The sequence below is a fragment of the Croceicoccus sp. Ery15 genome (assembly GCF_020985305.1).
Taxonomy (GTDB): Bacteria; Pseudomonadota; Alphaproteobacteria; order Sphingomonadales; family Sphingomonadaceae; genus Croceicoccus.
The window spans coordinates 2,579,498-2,596,245 of the sequence record NZ_CP087588.1; the positions used below are offsets into that span (position 1 = coordinate 2,579,498).

Genomic DNA, 16,748 nt, shown 5'->3' on the forward strand with positions numbered 1-16,748 from the left:
GGACTGAATTTGGTCTTTATATAGTCCACGACTTGGCAATTGCAAAGCTCAATGCCCGATTGCGATGCCTGGGAGTATCTGGCCTGCCCTCGACACCGGGACGAACAGCCGCGTGCGGTAGCGGATGATCTCGGTGAAGCAGCCCTTGTTCTTGTACCAGTCGAGGCGATCGGGCGAGAACCCGGTCAGTTCAAGGCGCTGTTCGCCGCCTACCAGCGAGCGCTTAACGGTGAGTGGATTGTGGCTTGCGAGGCCCAGCGGTTTGCCGCTGGCAAGGACAAGGTCGCCGATCTGCTCAGCCGATGGTCCGGCAACTCCGGAGAGGCCAAAGGTCTCGGCGATCGCAGCGAGATCGAGATCGAGCACTTCGCGGCCGATGATCGACTGGCCGTCTTCGGCAACGAGCCGGGTGACCCGAACATGATCGCCGGGGAGGCGCTTCCAGACCGGGAGCAGCAGTCCGGTGGCAAGATGGACGCGCTCGGTCACCGGTGACTTGGCCGCTTCCACTTCCTCGGCACGCCAGGCGCTCGTGAACGCAGTGACGCCAATTTCTTCCCATTGGCTCTCAGAGAGTGCCTGAAGTGTCCAGTTCGCGGACTTGAGCGGTCGCAAGAGGCGCCGACGTTCAATCACGGCCCCGTCGTCGGCGATGAGACGCCGGGCTGGAACCGACAGCGCAACCTTGCCCGACCGCGCATTGCGCATCGGGATCGCGTGCGGGCTACCGATCTCGTGCGTCCGCACCAGGCGTTGCAATCGCATAGGCCTAAGGTGCTTGGTCACTTCGAGCGAGACGAGACGGGTCTCGGCTCCGGTCACGGGGTCGGTGCGAAGAAGTTCATCTGTCAGGACCGTAAAGTGATCGACCCTGACGGTCTCCAGTCCCTGGTCGAGCGTTCCGGCTTCACGCGCAGCCTCGATCCGCGCTTCGACGAGGCCGAGATATTCATCGAAGATTGCGTTCTGGAGCGCGATCGGCAGCGCAAGAATGCGGTTGAGCCAGCGCTGGATCGTCGGGAGATTATCGGTCAGTCCACCATCGGGGTTTTCGAGCCGGAGGCCGGTGCGCTCGACGAAGTTGGCAAAGGTGGTGGCTTCGAGCTTACCGTCATAGAGCAGCTGGAACCAGCGGCTGAGCGCGTCGCGCGCATAGTCGCTTTCAAGATTGTCTGCCGGGTCGAACAGGTTCTGTCCGCCCGTCTGGCGCTGGCCGCGCGTAAGCGCTCCCAAAGCATCGAGCCTTCGCGCAATAGTCGAGATGAATCGGCGCTCGCCCTTCACATCGGTGGTGACCGGGCGGAACAACGGGGCCGAGGCCTGATTGGTGCGGTTCGTGCGACCAAGACCCTGGATGGCGTTGTCGGCGCGCCATCTCGACCGCGTTGTTGTAGTCGTCGATCGTCCATGCACCTCCCCAGTCCAGAACACCGGTCTCTTCGGCGAACAGCCCGGAAATGCCGGCACGGGTAAGATGACGACCCGAGGTGAGAAGCGCGGCAATCCGGGCACCGATGGCGAAGGCCAGGGGCACTGCCGGCATCTGCTCGCCGGCGGGAAACAGGTCTGATTGAAACATGGCAATTCGTCCTCCTGATGAGGGCATCGGGACACGCCCTCTGCCGGATCAGGAATTCGAGAAGCTCTCTCTCCTCTACCGCGCCGCTTTGCGGCGCAGCCATGCTTTAAGTTCATCGTTCCAGTCGGTGTCGCGTGAGGATGGTTTGCGAACGTGGATCGTCCGCCCTTCGCGGGCATAAGCGGCCAGGCCACGCGACGCGGCCAGCTCGCCGCCAGCATCGTGATCGACGAAGAGGTGGAGTTCGGTCACGCTCTCGGGCACGCTCACGAGACCGAAACGCTCATTGCCCAGGGTCGCCCAGGCGGGGATGCCGGTAAGAGCATAGGCGGACATCGCGCTCTCGATCCCCTCGGCAAGGCCGAGCTTGCCGGAGGCCGGAGCGAAGAGGCGGACAGCAGCTTCGCCGAGCGCGCCGAGCGCGCGCTTCGGTTTGTCGAAGTCGGCCTTGGAGTTGCCCGAAAGGAATGTGCGATGGATGGCGATCGGTCCCTCGTCGAGACTGACCGCCGCAATCATGGCCGGCAAAAAGCGGGTGCGACCCTTCGGGCCAAGCGGCGTTTGGGGATGAAAGCGGAGGGCCGGAGATGCGGCGAGGATGCCGCGGCTCTCAAGATATGCCTTTGCCGGACTGGCACGCAGTGGCTGTGCGTCGCGCCAGATCCTCAGCGCTGCCGCCGAGGGTTTGCTCGTTATGGTCGGCTCGGGACCGTTGATAGTCGCAGAACCTGAGAAGAGCGAGGTTGCGTCGACACCTTCACTCGCCAGAGCAGCCAGCACGCTCTGCTGATCACATCCCGCAAAACAATGGAAAAGGATCGCTTTTTGGCCGAGCGACACACCGAGTGACGGCGTACGATCGTCATGCGCAGGGCAGCAGGCCATGCCCTTTGTGCCGGACCATTTGCCGCCCCGGTTTTCACAGATGCGGCGGGCGGCTTCTTCCAAAGAGCTTATCTTGGTGGAATATCGGTGGGACATGGCACATCGCGATCCTTTCGGCTCGCTCACAAAGGCCCTCCTCCCCTCCAGCCCTTCTGTGTTGTAAGAACAGGTCGGAGGGGATTCACGTCTGCACTGCGAGCCCGTCGATTTGAGCGTCACATCGACATCGCCGCTCACCCGCGAGGTCTACCGATTATTCGTAGTGACTTCTCACTAGCGCCATTGATCCTTATCGCTGCCCCACGACCTGGTCAGTTTAGATCATGCGACACGTTACCTAATCGAAAATTCCGGTCCGATCTTTCCTTTTGCAAATCGCGTCGTGCCTTCGGAAGGTAGTCCCGCCAAGTCCGTCGATGAGTGATATGGCTGATTTTGCCGGGCTTGCTCATTCCCGCCATCGCGGCAACCGGCATTCTGCCATGGCCGGGTTGATCATTTTCACGAGCGAATAATGTCTTCGCGCGTTCGATTTCCTCGTCTGAATAATGCATTCGATGCTCCATCGGGTTGGACCTGCGAGAGCGTTCGAACGAAATTCGGCGAACCCTCTGCAGGGTCCGCCGGTTAACCTCCAACTGGAGGACGGGACCTCGGAATTCTTCCGAAGCTGTCGGCTTGTGCCGACATGCGTGACGTTTGCGATATAGTCGCTGAGACAATTCGCGCAACTGCACAGCGACTTTTGAAGTACGATGGTCAAGCCGCGGCCTAGCGACCGCTCACCAGCGCCTCTCCACTCAGTCATGGTCATTGTAAGCCTCGTGCAGGAGGCGGTGAAGCATCTTCCTTCGGTAAATCTGCTTCAAGCGAAAGAGCACAAAAACATGACATATCATTTCTATTTGCGGAATTTCGCATGATATGTCATATATCGGGCCATGCCCCGTTCGTCTCGAGCTGCTAGCGGACTACCGCCCCAGAGCCAACGTGCGATTACACGGCTAGGTAAGGATATCGCCCTTGCTCGCCGCCGGAGAAAACTTCCCCAGCGTTTAATGGCCGAGCGCATGATCGTCTCGGTTCAAACGCTGCAACGCCTCGAAGCGGGAGATCCTACCGTGGGCCTCGCGGTTCTGGCGAGCGCCCTGCATGTCCTGGGGATGACACAGCGCCTTGCCGAGCTGGTAACCCCAGACAGTGACCGGGCTGGCATCAGCGAGGATTTGTCCCGCCTGCCCCAGAAGACCCACGCTGTCAGCGACGATGATCTGGATTTCTAGCAAGCCGTGACGACCATCCGCACCTATGTCTTCGTGCATCTTGAGGAGGGGCCTGTTCCGGCAGGCCTTCTCACGATGACCGACGAACCGCGCAACCAGTTTGCTACCTTCGCTTACGGGCGGCGTTATCTGGAACGCGCTGACCGTATTGCGGTCGATCCTGTAGCTCTGCCGTTGCACGAAGCTGGAACTTCTCGAACATTCAGGACGGAAGAAGGCTTTGCCGTGTTCGGTGGCATTCGGGATGCTGCTCCTGACGGCTGGGGCCAATACCTAATGTACAAGGCGATGGGCGATCGCTTGCCGAGCGAAATCGATCTCATTCTGGCCTCGGGCGAACATCGCGTGGGTGCGCTCGCCTTTGGGCCGACGTCCGCCCAGCCTGAGAGAATTACACCATGGGGGGACGGCCCTGCTCCGGGCGAAGAGTTCACGCTCGCAGAGTTAGCAGAAGCCGCCGAACGAGCGCAGCATGTCGACGAACTCGACGAGAACTTGAGGGCGTTGCTAGCCGCCGGGTCATCTCTGGGCGGCGCCCGGCCGAAGGCTGCTACAAAAATCGGCGACAAACCCTGGATCGCGAAATTTCAGAAGCGGGGAGACAGCTTCCCCGAATGCCGGGTCGAACTGGCGACAATGCGGCTTGCCAGCGAATGTGGTCTCGATGTGCCGCCACTCGACTTCCGCTGTGTCCTTGATCGCGACATCTATCTGATCGAGCGGTTCGATCGGATTCCTCACGGCAACTGGCTGGAACGCAGGCCCTTTGCTTCGGGGCTCACAATGCTCGGGGCGCATGAGAGCGAGGTCAGCAGCTTCAGCTATGCCGATCTCGCAGGAGCGATCCGGCAATTCGGAACCGAAGTACGCCAGGATCTGCACGAATTATTTCGTCGCATGCTGTTCAATATCCTCGTCACCAATGATGATGATCACCTACGTAATCATGGCTTCCTGTTCGATGGTGAGGGATGGCGGCTTTCGCCGCTTTACGATGTAGTGCCGAAGCCTCAGCTGGGACTGGAGCGCCGGCTCGTCCTCGGCGTCGGGCCGGAAGGCCGCGCTGCAACGATCGAGAACGCTCTCGCCGGTGCCGCGGTCTTCGACCTCAGCCATGATGACGCGAACGCAATCGCCGAAGACATGAGCAGAATCGTAGCGACACGGTGGGAACACCTATTCACAAAAGCAGGGATAAGCGCGGCTGATCGCAAGCGTTTCGCCACCTGCTTCCGGTTGGCAGCACCTGTGTCATGATCGCAAACGCAGAAATCCGTTCATGGGGGCGCGTGCTTGCCTAATTTGGCATGGTGATTACCCGGTGATTGCTAGCCGAGAAAATGGGGATCAAAAAATGCCGATTTGTGATTGTATATCAGTCTATTATGATAGTATGACCACTAAGGTCTGGTATTTCCGCTATCGCCGCCGCGCCTGAGTTTAAATGCAGGGGCAAAGCGGAAGGCGCGATTCCGGCAAGATAATTCGCCTTTTACCCCTGCTTCCAAAACTGTTTCGCCAAAATCGCGCGCCCATTTAATTTGCCGTTCCGGTTCAACAGCCGGGATTGCATTGAATGTCCGCCGAATTTCTGGCCGATCTGGTTCCCTTTATTATCGTCGGCTTCGCTGCCCAGCTGGTCGATGGCGCGCTGGGCATGGCGTTCGGCGTGATCTGCAACTCGCTGCTGGTGGGCGTGCTGGGCATGCCGCCTGCCCTCGCCTCGGCCAAGGTGCATCTGGTGGAATGTTTCACCACCGGGGCCAGCGGCATCAGCCATCTGGCGCATCGCAATATCGACAAGTCGCTCTTCCTGCGCCTGGCAGGCGCAGGCGTGCTGGGCGGCGTGGCGGGGGCCTATCTCCTCAGCAATATCGACGCAGCCGTCGTGAAGCCCATCGTGCTCGCCTATCTGACCGGCATCGGCATCTGGCTGATCGTGCGCGGCATATTCTATCCCCCCGCGCCCAAGGAAGCGCGCCATGTCGCCCCGCTGGGCGCGGTCGGCGGATTTCTGGATGCGGCGGGTGGCGGCGGATGGGGTCCGGTCGTCACATCGAACCTGCTGGTACAGGGGGTGGAACCGCGCCGCGTGATCGGCACGGTCAGCGCGTCGGAATTCTTCCTGACGGTGGCGGTATCGATCACCTTCATCTCGCAAATCGGGCTCGCCGATCTGGCGGGCGCGACGCTGGGGCTGATCGTGGGCGGCGTGATGGCCGCGCCCATTGGCGCCTATGCCGCCAAACGCATTCCGGTAAAGCCGCTGCTGATCTTTGTGGGCGTGGTGCTGACGATCACCAGCGTGGTGGGCATCGTGACGGCGCTGAGGGGTTGAAGGGGCGGCGAGCAGGAAGATTTCGGCGCGCTTGGCGCACAAGACCATCAGGTTCGCGAGCCGTCAGAGCGCATCCCTAGCGCAAGTAGTTGACATAGATCCCATGGATCAGCCCCGGCAGGTACAGGATAATCGTCAGGATCAGATTGATCAGGAACGTCTTGCCCAGACCATGTTTGAGGGCGACACCAAGCGGCGGCAAAAGAATGGTAGCGATGAGCGTTAGCAATGCCATCATAGGCTTGTCTCCTTTTGGTAGGACAATCCGGCATTGGGAAACTCGTTCCACCGTACCTTAGGCGATGATATCCGGTATCAGCGCATCCTCGATCAGCATGATCTGGTCCTTCAGCACCAGCTTGCGCTTTTTCAGGCGCGCGACGCGCAATTGATCCGACGGGTTTTCCGCCAGCGCCGCAATCGCAGCGTCGAGGTCGCGGTGTTCCACCCGCAAAATCTCCAGCCGCTTGCGCATCTCGTCTTCGGTCATGGCCACGCTCATGCCCCGTTCGTCGCGCGCAGGCAACGGCTGTTGTGTCCCGTCGCAAATCGGCGGGAATTTCGTCGCGTCCCGACCGGCGCCTGCCCATTTGCCCCTTCGCAAGATGACAGTTTTGTGATTTTCTGTGCCCCGTCGGTAATGCGACCGACACGAGTCGCACCGGCCGCCTTAGCTTGGCTCGATCATGAGGGATCCTTGTCATCAGGGAATCGACCGCCAGATCAGACACACGCGAACGCAGGAGACTGACTTCATGGAATCCACGCACATCAGCGCGCTCAACACAAAGCACGCCGGCCTCGAACGCCAAATCCGCGACGAGATGACGAGGCCCGCACCCGATGATGTGAAGATACAGGCACTCAAGCGACAGAAGCTGAAGATCAAGGAAGAGATCGCCCTGAATTAGGCACAGCCGGATCAGGGCTTGCCTTGGTCAAAGCCTGACCACGAAGCAAGCATGCCGCCCCCGTCGTCCCGCAGGACTTCGGGGGCGTTTTATTTCCCTGCCCGCATTCAGGCCGGCATTTAGCGCCGAAACCGCGCAGGTTTGATTTGGCGGTTGGCGGGGTTTGATATAGTCCCATAGACATGCCTTCCGCCGTTTCCGCAGCACGACAGATCCTGACCAGCCTTCATGAAGTGATGGCATCGCGCAATCATGCGCAGGGAAAGCTGAACCAGGTGGTCGAACTGATCGGCGAAAGCCTCGATAGCGAGGTGTGCTCGATCTATCTTCTGCGCGAGGGGATGCTGGAGTTGTTCGCCACGCGCGGCCTGAACCAGGACGCGGTTCACGTGACGCGGCTGGCCATTGGCGAAGGTCTGGTCGGATCGCTGGCCGAACATGTCGAAACGCTCAATCTGGCAGAGGCAGCGACCCACCCCGACTTCTCCTATCGCCCCGAAACGGGGGAGGACAAGTTCCACTCTTTCGCGGGCGTGCCCATCGTGCGGATGGAACGCGCCGTGGGCGTGCTGGCGGTGCAGCATGTCGAACCCCGCCGCTATGAAGAGGTGGAGATCGAGGCACTGCAAACCGTGGCGATGGTATTGTCGGAACTGATCGCCAATGCAGGGCTGATCGACGATGCCGATGCCGTGGGGGCCAGCCCGCAGCTGACCGATCCGCGGCAGGTGTCGGGCCTGTCGCTGGTCAAGGGTCTGGCCGCAGGCCATGCCGTGTTCCACCAGCCGCGCATCACCATCGAACATGTCGTGGCAGAGGATACCGAGGCCGAGCGTTCGCGCGTGCTGTCGGCGTTCGACAAGATGCGCGAGCAGATCGAGACCATGTCGAACCAGGCCGAATTCGGCGTTGGGGGCGAGCATGACGAGGTGCTCGAGACCTATAAGATGTTCGCCTATGACGAGGGGTGGGCCCGCCGCATCAACGAGGCGATCGATTCCGGCCTGACCGCAGAGGCCGCCATCGAACGCGTGCAACAGCGCACCCGCATGCGCATGCGCCAGATCGACGATCCGCTGCTGGCCGACCGGATGCACGATCTTGAGGATCTGGCGAACCGCCTGCTGCGCATCGTATCGGGGCAGGTATCCACTGCGGCGCGGCTGGGCCTGCGCGACGATACGATATTGATCGCGCGCAATCTGGGCCCTGCCGAATTGCTGGAATACGACCGCCGCCGGCTGAAAGGCGTTATATTGGAGGAAGGCTCGCTCACCAGCCATGTGGTGATCGTGGCGCGGGCGATGGGCGTGCCGGTGCTGGGCCGCATCCGCGGTCTGCGCGGCATGATCCGCGAAGGCGACATGGTACTGGTCGACGGGGCGCAGGGCATTGCCAATATCCGCCCCACCCAGTCGGTAATCGAAGCGTTCGAGGCCCGCAGTGCCCGCAGCCGCGAGCGTCAGGCACGCTATGCCGCGCTGCGCGATGTTGAGCCGTTCACCAAGGATGGCGAGCGTATCACGCTGATGATCAATGCGGGGCTGCGCGACGATGTGCCGATGCTGGGCCTGACCGGCGCGGACGGCATCGGCCTGTTCCGCACCGAATTCCAGTTCCTCGTTTCTGCTGCCCTGCCCCAGCGCGACCGGCAGACGCGGCTGTACCGCGACGTGCTGGAAACCGCGGGCGAGAAGCCGGTGATATTCCGCACCGTCGATGTGGGCGGCGACAAATCGCTGCCCTATCTGCGGGGCGAGGACGAGGGCGGCGCGGACGAGAACCCCGCCATGGGCTGGCGCGCATTGCGGCTGGCGCTGGAACGCGAAGGGCTGATGAAGGCGCAGGCCCGCGCCTTGCTTGAGGCATCGGCGGGCCGCACGCTGAACGTGATGTTCCCGATGGTGTCCGAACCGTGGGAATTCGACGCGGCCAAGGCGGTATTCGACGGACAGCTCGAATTCCTGCGCAGCCGGCGCAAGGTACTGCCCGAACAGATCCGCTATGGCGTGATGCTGGAAGTGCCTGCCCTTGCCGAAATGCTGGATGTGCTGGCGCCGAAATTGTCCTTCGTGTCGATCGGCACCAACGATCTGACCCAGTTCCTGTTCGCCGCCGACCGGTCGAACCCGAAGTTGGCCGAACGCTATGACTGGCTGAATCCGTCGATCCTGCGCTTTATCCGCCGCGTGATCCGCACGCTGGCCGGGCAGCGGATAGACATTACCGTCTGCGGCGAAATGGGCGGCCGCCCGTTGGAAGCGCTGGCGCTGGTCGGCATCGGCATACGCCGCCTGTCGATCACACCCGCCTCGATCGGGCCGCACAAGGCGATGTTCCGCAAGATCGATACCCGCGAACTGGCCGAACAGATGGAGGCATGGCTGAACGAGCCGGTGACCGATCTGCGCGGCGCGCTGACCGAATGGGCCGACGAACGCGATATTGAATGGGAGTAGGCGCCCGGTTTGCGCCTTGCGTAAGAAAATTTTGCGGCGGAATGCATTTCTGCTGGGAAAGAACGCAGGGGGCGGGGTGCAATCGCCCTCGCAATGCCGTATCGCTGGCGGCGCAGGGGTTTATGCTGCACGGCATTTCCGGCTTGCGGGCAGCGTGACGCGAAATATTCGTGGCCGGACTGCCGGCGGTTTTGCCAAGCGGGTGCGAGAGGTTAGGGACGAGTGGACGAGAACGAAATCGACGATGCGATCCCCAACGGCAAGTCCGTGTCCGACACGCTGCGCGAGGAGCGTGAGCGGCAGGGCGTGAGCCGCAAGGAAATGTCCGACCGCACCAAGATTTCGGAACGCCATCTGATCGCCATCGACGAAGGCGATTATTCGGCCATGCCCAGTCGCACCTATATTCTGGGTTTCGTGCGCAGCTATGCCAATGCGCTGGACATGGACGGCAACGCCATGGCGCAGCGGTTGCGCGATGAAATGGGCCTTGCGGAAAAGGCGCGGCCCGAACGCCATCTCGACCATCTGGAACCCGGCGATCCCGAACGCAATCCGTCCAGCAAGCTGACCTGGCTGGTGCTGGCGGGCGTGATCGTGCTGGTCGCGGTGGTGCTGGTGATGTGGAAGGGCTTTTTCGTCCCCGCTGCCGAACTCCCCCCGCTGGAGGACGAGCAGGCCGAGGTTGCTGCTCCCGCTCCGGCAGCGGAGGAAGAAAGCGAAGCCCCCGCGGCGACTTCGGAAGAGGTGGTGTTTACCGCCACCGTCGACGGCATCTGGGTCAAGTTCTATGACCGCAGCGGCACGCAGCTGTTCCAGAAACAGATGGCCCTGAACGAACGCTATGCCATTCCCGCCGACGCCGATGGCCCGCAGATCTGGACCGGCCGCCCCGATGCGCTGACCATTACCGTGGGCGGGCGCGCGGTTGCGCCGCTGGCGGCCGAACAGACGGTGATCCGCGACATACCCGTCGACGCCGCCGCCCTGCGGGCGCGACCGGCGGGACCGGGCCTGCCAGCACGTAATCCCTGATCCGGCGCGATAATGCTGCCCCGCCGGTTCTGATGTATCATGTTCATCCGCCGTTCTGACGAGCGGCTTCAATACCCGATTTTCGCGCCATGAATTTCACGAGGTTGCCTTCCATGTCCGCCACGACGCGTTCGCTCTCCCTTTCCGCCACCATGCTGCGCGCGCTGCGCCGCAACGCGATTCTGCTGGGCGGGGCGATGGCCATTGCCCTGCCTGTCGCCATGCCTGCCCAGGCACAGGACGAAGCGCGCATCCGCAAGCTGGAACAGGAAGTAAAGGCATTGCAGCGCAAGGTATTCCCCGGCGCCAGCGGCCCCTATTTCGAGCCTGAGATCGTTGCGCCGCAGGCCCAGCCAACCGGACCCAGCACCACGGCGGGCCCCGTTACCGACATGCTGGCGCGCATGGATGCGGTGGAATCGGCGCTGCAAAGCCTGACCGCGCAGGTTGAAACAAATTCCAATGCGTTGCGCCTGATGAATGCGCGCGTCGATGCGCTTGAATCCGCGGCCATGCCGGTCGATCCGATGGCCGCGCCTGCCGCCGCCGTCACCCCTCCGCCGCGCGCCGACAATGCCACCGGCAATAATATGGCCGCGATGACGGGCGGGGCCGCCGCTGCGGCCACCGCGGCGGCTGTGATCGAAAAGCCGTCGACCGGCGACGATGCCGAAGACACCTATGTCTATGGCTATCGGCTGTGGGACGCCAAGAAATATGGTGCCGCGCGCGAACAGCTGCAAAAGGTGGTGAATGTCTATCCCAGCCACCGCCGCGCCAGCTGGGCCCGCAATCTGATCGGCCGTTCTTGGCTTGACGAAGGCCAGCCGAGCAAGGCGGGCGAGGCGTTCCTGCAGAACTATCTGGCCGACCGCAGTGGCGAGCGCGCGCCCGACAGCCTGCTCTATCTGTCGCGCGCCACTCTGGCGCTGGGCAACAAGGCCAAAAGCTGCGAGGCGCTGGCCGAATTCCGCCGCGTCTATCCCGCCGAAGCCGCTGGCCGCCTGTCGTCGCTGAACACGCAAACGGGTCGAGAGGCGGGCTGCTGATTGATACGCCGCCGATCCCTGACGCGGATGATCTGAACGCGGCGGCGGCGCGCTTCGCCCGCGACTGCGCGCCGTTGATCGAACCCGACGCGCGTCTGGGGATCGCCGTTTCGGGCGGCCCGGATTCGCTGGCCATGTTGCTGCTGGCTGCGACTGCGTTTCCCGATCGCATCGAAGCGGCCACCGTAGACCACCGGCTACGTCCCGAAAGCGGCGATGAAGCCGCGATGGTGGCGCGCGTGTGCCGCGATCGCGGCATTGGGCACGCGGTGCTGACCGTAACCCTGCCCGACCATGGCAATGTGCAGGCCAATGCCCGCCGCGAACGCTATCGCGCCTTGGGCCAATGGGCGCGCGACCACGGGCTGGCCGCTATCGCCACCGCGCATCATATCGAGGATCAGGCCGAAACGCTGTTGATGCGCCTCAATCGCGGGTCGGGGCTGAAGGGGCTGGCCGCAATGCGCAACCGGCGCCCTTTGCCCATGGCTGCGGATATCGGCCTCATCCGGCCCTTGCTGGGCTGGCACCGCGCCGAACTGGCCGCGATTTGCGCAGCGGCAGGTATTGAACCGGCGCAAGACCCGTCGAATCGCGATCCGAAATATGACCGCGTCCGAATCCGCGCCGCCATGGCGGGGACCGACTGGATCGACCCGTCCGCCCTTGCCCGCAGCGCCCGCCATTTACGCGATGCGTTTGAAGCGCTGGAGGAAGCGGTCGATGCAGAACTGCAGACACGCACCGTCTTTCTCCCCGAAGAAGGCGCGATCTATGCACCCTCGCCGCGCCAATTCGGCGTGCGCGGGCTGCGGTTTCGCGTTCTGGAAAAGCTGATCGGCGATCTGGGGCGATCCCACGGTGCGCCGCGCGGGGCGGAAATCGACCGGCTGCTCGACACGCTCGAATCGGGGGGAAAGACAACGCTGGCGGGGCTGGAATGCACCGCGCGCAGCGGCGTGAACGGGCCGGAATGGCTGTTTACCCCCGAACCGGCGCGAAAAACCGGCTGAATCGGTGTGAAAGCAGGGTTTCGTTTGCTTGCCATTCACCATCTCGCGCCTATTTTGGTTGGGCGAAAGGATATCCGGCAAAAGCGATGAACAAAGACGAACAGCCCAACAACAATCCCTGGCTCAAGAGCCTGATGATCTGGGGCGGGATTTTTCTCGCGCTCCTGCTGGTCGTCTCGCTGTTCGGAGAGCGTGGGCCGGCGCAGGGCACGCAGATCAATTACTCCGCCTTCCGCAACAGCGTGGCCGAGGGTAATGTCCGTTCCGTCCAGATCGCGCCCGACCGGATTACCGGCACGCTCAAAAACGATCAGCCGTTCAGCACCACGCCGGTTCCCGGCGATGTCGGGCTGACCCAGCTGTTGCAGGACAATGGCGTCGATTACACGGGGGCAGAGCCCGAGCAGCAGAGCCTGCTCCTCATCATTCTGTTCAATTCGCTGCCCTTCCTGCTGATCCTCGGCATCGCGTTTTTCGCGCTGCGTCAGGTGCAGAAGGGCGGCGGCGCGGGCGGCGCGATGGGGTTCGGCAAGTCGAAGGCCAAGCTGCTGACCGAACGTCAGGGGCGCGTGACGTTTGACGACGTTGCAGGCATCGACGAAGCGCGCGAGGAACTGGAGGAAATCGTCGAGTTCCTGAAGGACCCGTCGCGCTTTTCCAAGCTTGGCGGCCAGATCCCCAAGGGCGCGTTGCTGGTCGGTTCGCCCGGTACGGGTAAGACGCTGCTGGCCCGCGCCATCGCGGGTGAGGCTGGCGTGCCCTTCTTCACCATTTCGGGTTCGGATTTCGTCGAGATGTTCGTCGGTGTCGGCGCGAGCCGCGTGCGCGACATGTTCGAACAGGCGAAAAAGAACGCGCCCTGCATCCTGTTCATCGACGAAATCGACGCAGTCGGCCGTTCGCGCGGTCATGGCCTCGGCAATTCGAATGACGAGCGCGAACAGACGCTGAACCAGCTTCTGGTCGAGATGGACGGGTTCGAGGCCAATGAAGGCATCATCATCATCGCGGCGACCAACCGCCCCGATGTGCTCGATCCCGCTCTGCTGCGTCCGGGCCGTTTCGACCGTCAGGTCGTGGTGCCCGTCCCCGATATCGACGGGCGCGAGAAGATCCTGTCGGTCCACATGAAGAAGGTGCCGCTGGCGCCTGACGTCAACTCGCGCACCATTGCGCGGGGCACGCCCGGTTTCTCGGGTGCGGACCTCGCCAATCTGGTGAACGAGGCTGCCCTGCTGGCCGCCCGCCGCAACAAGCGGCTGGTGGCGATGCAGGAGTTCGAGGACGCCAAGGACAAGGTCATGATGGGCAGCGAGCGCCGATCCATGGTCATGACCGACGACGAGAAGAAGATGACCGCCTATCACGAGGCCGGTCACGCTCTCGTCTCGCTGAACGAGGAAGCGTCGGACCCGATCCACAAGGCGACGATCATCCCGCGCGGCCGCGCGCTGGGCATGGTGATGCGCCTGCCAGAGCGCGACTCCTATTCCTATCACCGCGACAAGATGCATGCGAACCTTGCGGTCGCCATGGGCGGGCGCGTGGCAGAAGAAATTATCTTCGGCCACGACAAGGTCTCGTCGGGTGCTTCCAGCGATATTCAATATGCCACCGATCTGGCCCGTAATATGGTCACCAAATGGGGCATGTCGGACAAGCTGGGGCCGCTGCAATATGAACAGAGCCAGGAAGGCTATCTGGGCATGGGGCAGACCACGCGCACCTTCGCCGGGGCCGAGACCAACAAGCTGATCGATGCCGAGATCAAGAAGCTGGTCGAGGACGCTTTGAAGCGCGCCAATGACGTGCTGACAAGCCAGGAAGACAAACTGCACCTGCTGGCGCAGGCAATGCTGGAATATGAAACGCTGACGGGCGACGAGATCAACCAGCTGCTGAAAGACGGCAAGATCGACCGTCCCGACGCGCCGAGCGGCCCTGCCCGTCCGGTGCCCGCCAGCGGCTTTGGCGTGCCCAAGGCTGGCAAGCGCTTCTCTGGCGAAGGGCCGCATCCGGCCTGACCGTCTGATCGAAACGATGAAGATAGGGCGGGTGGCTGCGGCCTTCCGCCCTTTTCGTTTCAGCCCAGTTGCATATGCAGGAACCGGTTGAAGGCACTGGCGGTGTAACCGGCAAACGCCTCGCCGTCGTAAAAGCCGCGCTTGCGATAGAGCGCCAGCGCAGGTTCGAACGCCGCCCCGCTGCCGGTTTCGAGGCTAAGGCGCTCCAGCCTCTCGTCCCGTGCCAAGGCGATGATCGCGTCGAGCAAGGCCGCCGCCGCGCCCTGCCGCAGATAATCGGGATGGGTGCGCATCGACTTTACCTCGGCCTGCCCGTTGCCCAGCCGTTTGATGGCGCCCATTGCGGCCAGCCTGCCACAGGCGACCCACGCACCCAGCATCGTCAGTTCGGGCACCGCCAGTCCCGACAGGTCCAGCGCATGCACCGCATCGGCGGGCGAAAATTCGTGCATCCCCGCCAGATGCAGCGCCAGCAGTTCCTGCAATTGCGGATCGTCGAGCGGGGCAGGTCGCACCGCGAAGTGCTCTGTCATCCGAAGATGCCCAGCAGAAGCAGGGTCGAGAGGAACAGCAGCAACACGATGAACACGAAGACCGTCATCACCGCCGTGCGCAGCAGCGCGCCGGTACGGCTGAGCATATAGCCGTAGCGCAACTGCTTGTAGATATGGACGATCGGGATCACCATGCACATGAACCAGACAAAATCGAGCATGATGCCGCTCGAATAAAGCAGGCTCGCCGTGATGAAGAGCAGCGACATGAAGGTGATCGAATAGGTGACGAAGACCGAATGATCGTAAAGGCCGAATTGCCGCTTCCAGAAAAACAAAAGCCATACGAACGGCAGCGACAGCGGGATCAGCAGCCATGAGAACTTGTAACCGCCCGACTGCAGCTTGTAGATCATCAGCCCCGGATTCTCGCGCCACTTCTTGATGCCCTTATCGATGCTGGGCACGCCGATGCCGCCGTCGAACTCGACCTGCTTTGCCACCCCCCCTAGCGTACCGACAAGCCCGCGGGCCCTGACCAGCCCCTCAAGCGTCTGCCGCGCCTCTTCATATTCGGGCGTGCCGGGCTCCAAGGTCTCAAGCTGGGCGCGTCCTTCCTTGATGCGCAGATCGGCCTGCTCCGCCGCCACTTCGGCATTGCCTTCGATATCGGAGCCGGCCAGGTCGGTCGGCAGGTTCAGCCCGACCATCGAGAACACGGCGAACATCGCGAAGACCGAGAACAGGAAGAAGGCCATCGGCGAGACATAGCGCCGCCGCTGCCCGTCGATGTAATCACGGGTCAGCTTCCCCGGCTTGAAGATCAGCATCGGAAGGGTTCGCCAGATCTTGCCGTCCAGATGCAGCACGCCGTGCATCAGATCGTGGAAGAACGCACCGATGGTTCGGTGCAGATGCGCTTCCTGACCGCAATTGTGGCAATGCGAACCGATCAGCTCGGTGCCGCAATTAAGGCAGACGGTTTCGTGGAAATGGCCCCTTCCACCTTTTGCACGGCCATCCTTTACATGGCCGCCGTTTGCGTGACAGCCGGCCGACTGCCCGCCCGTCTCGCGCTCGACCGCGCGGCCATAGGCGCCGCCTTCGACCATGCCGCCAATGCCATCGGTGATATCGCTCATGAAGACCCCCTCTTCCGCGCCGATCAGGGGACTATACCGCGTTGCAGCGCAAGGTGAAGGGGGGCGACCATGCCTTGCCGGTCCCGCAAATGAAAAGGGCCGCCAAACGGCAGCCCTTTCCCGAATTCGCAATGTCGCGGCAGCGATCAGCCGTCGTAATCGGACCCGATCGAGGTGTTGCGCGTCGGCGCAGCCGCGGTGAGGCGCAGAGCTTCTGCCGAACGCGACAGCGAGCCGACTTCATCGACTTCGTCATCGTCGTCCACGGCGACCTTTTGCAGACCCTGAACCAGCGTTTCCTTCAGCTCCTTGGGCTTCACCGTCTGCTCTGCGATTTCGCGCAGGGCGACAACCGGATTCTTGTCGCGGTCGCGGTCGACGGTCAGCTCGCTGCCGGCCGAAATTTCGCGCGCACGCTGGGCAGCCAGCAGCACGAGATCGAAACGGTTCGGGATCTTGTCGACGCAATCTTCGACGGTAACGCGCGCCATAGGGCACCTCGGTAAAAGGGTTGGGGTAAAAGGGTTGGTCCTGTC

At 62.4% G+C, this 16,748-nt stretch carries 17 protein-coding genes and 1 pseudogene; 10 read left to right on the forward strand and 8 right to left on the reverse strand.

The window, feature by feature from the left end:
* Positions 1-48 precede the first annotated feature (48 nt).
* Positions 49-1,374, reverse strand: a pseudogene (locus LOZ77_RS12630) (strawberry notch C-terminal domain-containing protein); the annotation flags it as partial.
* Here LOZ77_RS12630 and LOZ77_RS12635 point away from each other — a divergent pair.
* Positions 1,355-1,570: a hypothetical protein gene (locus LOZ77_RS12635; protein WP_230281960.1), complete on the forward strand. Its 216-nt coding sequence runs from the start codon at positions 1,355-1,357 to the stop codon at positions 1,568-1,570. The pseudogene LOZ77_RS12630 and the gene LOZ77_RS12635 sit on opposite strands and share 20 nt — an antisense overlap.
* An 84-nt stretch (positions 1,571-1,654) precedes the next feature.
* On the opposite strand, the gene LOZ77_RS12640 is transcribed toward LOZ77_RS12635, so the two are convergent.
* Both LOZ77_RS12640 and LOZ77_RS12645 read right to left on the reverse strand, forming a co-directional pair.
* Positions 1,655-2,560, reverse strand: a complete 906-nt coding sequence (locus LOZ77_RS12640; protein WP_156501945.1) for a toprim domain-containing protein — start codon at positions 2,558-2,560, stop codon at positions 1,655-1,657.
* 215 nt (positions 2,561-2,775) lie between these two features.
* Complete coding sequence (locus LOZ77_RS12645; protein WP_143712226.1) at positions 2,776-3,018, reverse strand: hypothetical protein; 243 nt, start codon at positions 3,016-3,018, stop codon at positions 2,776-2,778.
* Between the two features lie 504 nt (positions 3,019-3,522).
* Here LOZ77_RS12645 and LOZ77_RS12650 point away from each other — a divergent pair.
* The 3 genes from LOZ77_RS12650 (at position 3,523) to LOZ77_RS12660 (ending at position 6,085) form a co-directional block, all read left to right on the forward strand.
* Positions 3,523-3,747 (forward strand): XRE family transcriptional regulator, encoded by a 225-nt coding sequence (locus LOZ77_RS12650; RefSeq protein ID WP_008601437.1) that lies wholly within the window; start codon positions 3,523-3,525, stop codon positions 3,745-3,747.
* Between the two features lie 75 nt (positions 3,748-3,822).
* Positions 3,823-5,004, forward strand: coding sequence for a type II toxin-antitoxin system HipA family toxin (locus tag LOZ77_RS12655; RefSeq protein ID WP_221403488.1), 1,182 nt, complete (start codon positions 3,823-3,825; stop codon positions 5,002-5,004).
* Between the two features lie 319 nt (positions 5,005-5,323).
* Positions 5,324-6,085, forward strand: coding sequence for a sulfite exporter TauE/SafE family protein (locus tag LOZ77_RS12660; RefSeq protein ID WP_230279374.1), 762 nt, complete (start codon positions 5,324-5,326; stop codon positions 6,083-6,085).
* A gap of 76 nt (positions 6,086-6,161) precedes the next feature.
* On the opposite strand, the gene LOZ77_RS12665 is transcribed toward LOZ77_RS12660, so the two are convergent.
* A complete protein-coding gene (locus tag LOZ77_RS12665; protein WP_370638007.1) occupies positions 6,162-6,323 on the reverse strand; it encodes a YqaE/Pmp3 family membrane protein in 162 nt (53 codons plus the stop codon).
* A 57-nt stretch (positions 6,324-6,380) separates the two neighbouring features.
* Positions 6,381-6,575, reverse strand: coding sequence for a YdcH family protein (locus LOZ77_RS12670; protein WP_230279375.1), 195 nt, complete (start codon positions 6,573-6,575; stop codon positions 6,381-6,383).
* A 265-nt stretch (positions 6,576-6,840) separates the two neighbouring features.
* Here LOZ77_RS12670 and LOZ77_RS12675 point away from each other — a divergent pair, with 265 nt between their 5' ends.
* From LOZ77_RS12675 to ftsH, 6 genes are all read left to right on the forward strand, one after another.
* Positions 6,841-6,996, forward strand: a complete 156-nt coding sequence (locus tag LOZ77_RS12675; RefSeq protein ID WP_230279376.1) for a YdcH family protein — start codon at positions 6,841-6,843, stop codon at positions 6,994-6,996.
* A gap of 182 nt (positions 6,997-7,178) precedes the next feature.
* The gene (gene ptsP / locus LOZ77_RS12680; RefSeq protein ID WP_230279377.1) at positions 7,179-9,455 is read left to right on the forward strand and encodes a phosphoenolpyruvate--protein phosphotransferase; all 2,277 of its coding nucleotides are present in this window, start codon (positions 7,179-7,181) and stop codon (positions 9,453-9,455) included.
* A 222-nt stretch (positions 9,456-9,677) separates the two neighbouring features.
* Positions 9,678-10,490 (forward strand): helix-turn-helix domain-containing protein, encoded by an 813-nt coding sequence (locus LOZ77_RS12685; protein ID WP_230279378.1) that lies wholly within the window; start codon positions 9,678-9,680, stop codon positions 10,488-10,490.
* 113 nt (positions 10,491-10,603) lie between these two features.
* Positions 10,604-11,539 (forward strand): tol-pal system YbgF family protein, encoded by a 936-nt coding sequence (locus tag LOZ77_RS12690; protein ID WP_230279379.1) that lies wholly within the window; start codon positions 10,604-10,606, stop codon positions 11,537-11,539.
* A 74-nt stretch (positions 11,540-11,613) separates the two neighbouring features.
* Entirely contained in the window at positions 11,614-12,552 is a 939-nt protein-coding gene (tilS, locus tag LOZ77_RS12695; RefSeq protein ID WP_230279380.1) for a tRNA lysidine(34) synthetase TilS, read from the forward strand.
* An 86-nt stretch (positions 12,553-12,638) separates the two neighbouring features.
* A complete protein-coding gene (gene ftsH, locus LOZ77_RS12700) occupies positions 12,639-14,576 on the forward strand; it encodes an ATP-dependent zinc metalloprotease FtsH (RefSeq protein WP_230279381.1) in 1,938 nt (645 codons plus the stop codon).
* 59 nt (positions 14,577-14,635) lie between these two features.
* Here ftsH and LOZ77_RS12705 read toward each other — a convergent pair whose 3' ends face one another.
* The 3 genes from LOZ77_RS12705 to rpoZ form a co-directional block, all read right to left on the reverse strand.
* Positions 14,636-15,109 carry a GNAT family N-acetyltransferase gene (locus LOZ77_RS12705; RefSeq protein WP_230279382.1) on the reverse strand — a complete coding sequence of 158 codons (474 nt, stop codon included), beginning with the start codon at positions 15,107-15,109 and terminating at the stop codon, positions 14,636-14,638.
* The gene (locus LOZ77_RS12710) at positions 15,106-16,212 is read right to left on the reverse strand and encodes a DUF3667 domain-containing protein (protein WP_230279383.1); all 1,107 of its coding nucleotides are present in this window, start codon (positions 16,210-16,212) and stop codon (positions 15,106-15,108) included. The genes LOZ77_RS12705 and LOZ77_RS12710 overlap by 4 nt, the downstream gene beginning before the upstream one ends.
* A gap of 146 nt (positions 16,213-16,358) precedes the next feature.
* Positions 16,359-16,703: a DNA-directed RNA polymerase subunit omega gene (gene rpoZ / locus LOZ77_RS12715; protein ID WP_230279384.1), complete on the reverse strand. Its 345-nt coding sequence runs from the start codon at positions 16,701-16,703 to the stop codon at positions 16,359-16,361.
* Positions 16,704-16,748: the final 45 nt, after the last annotated feature.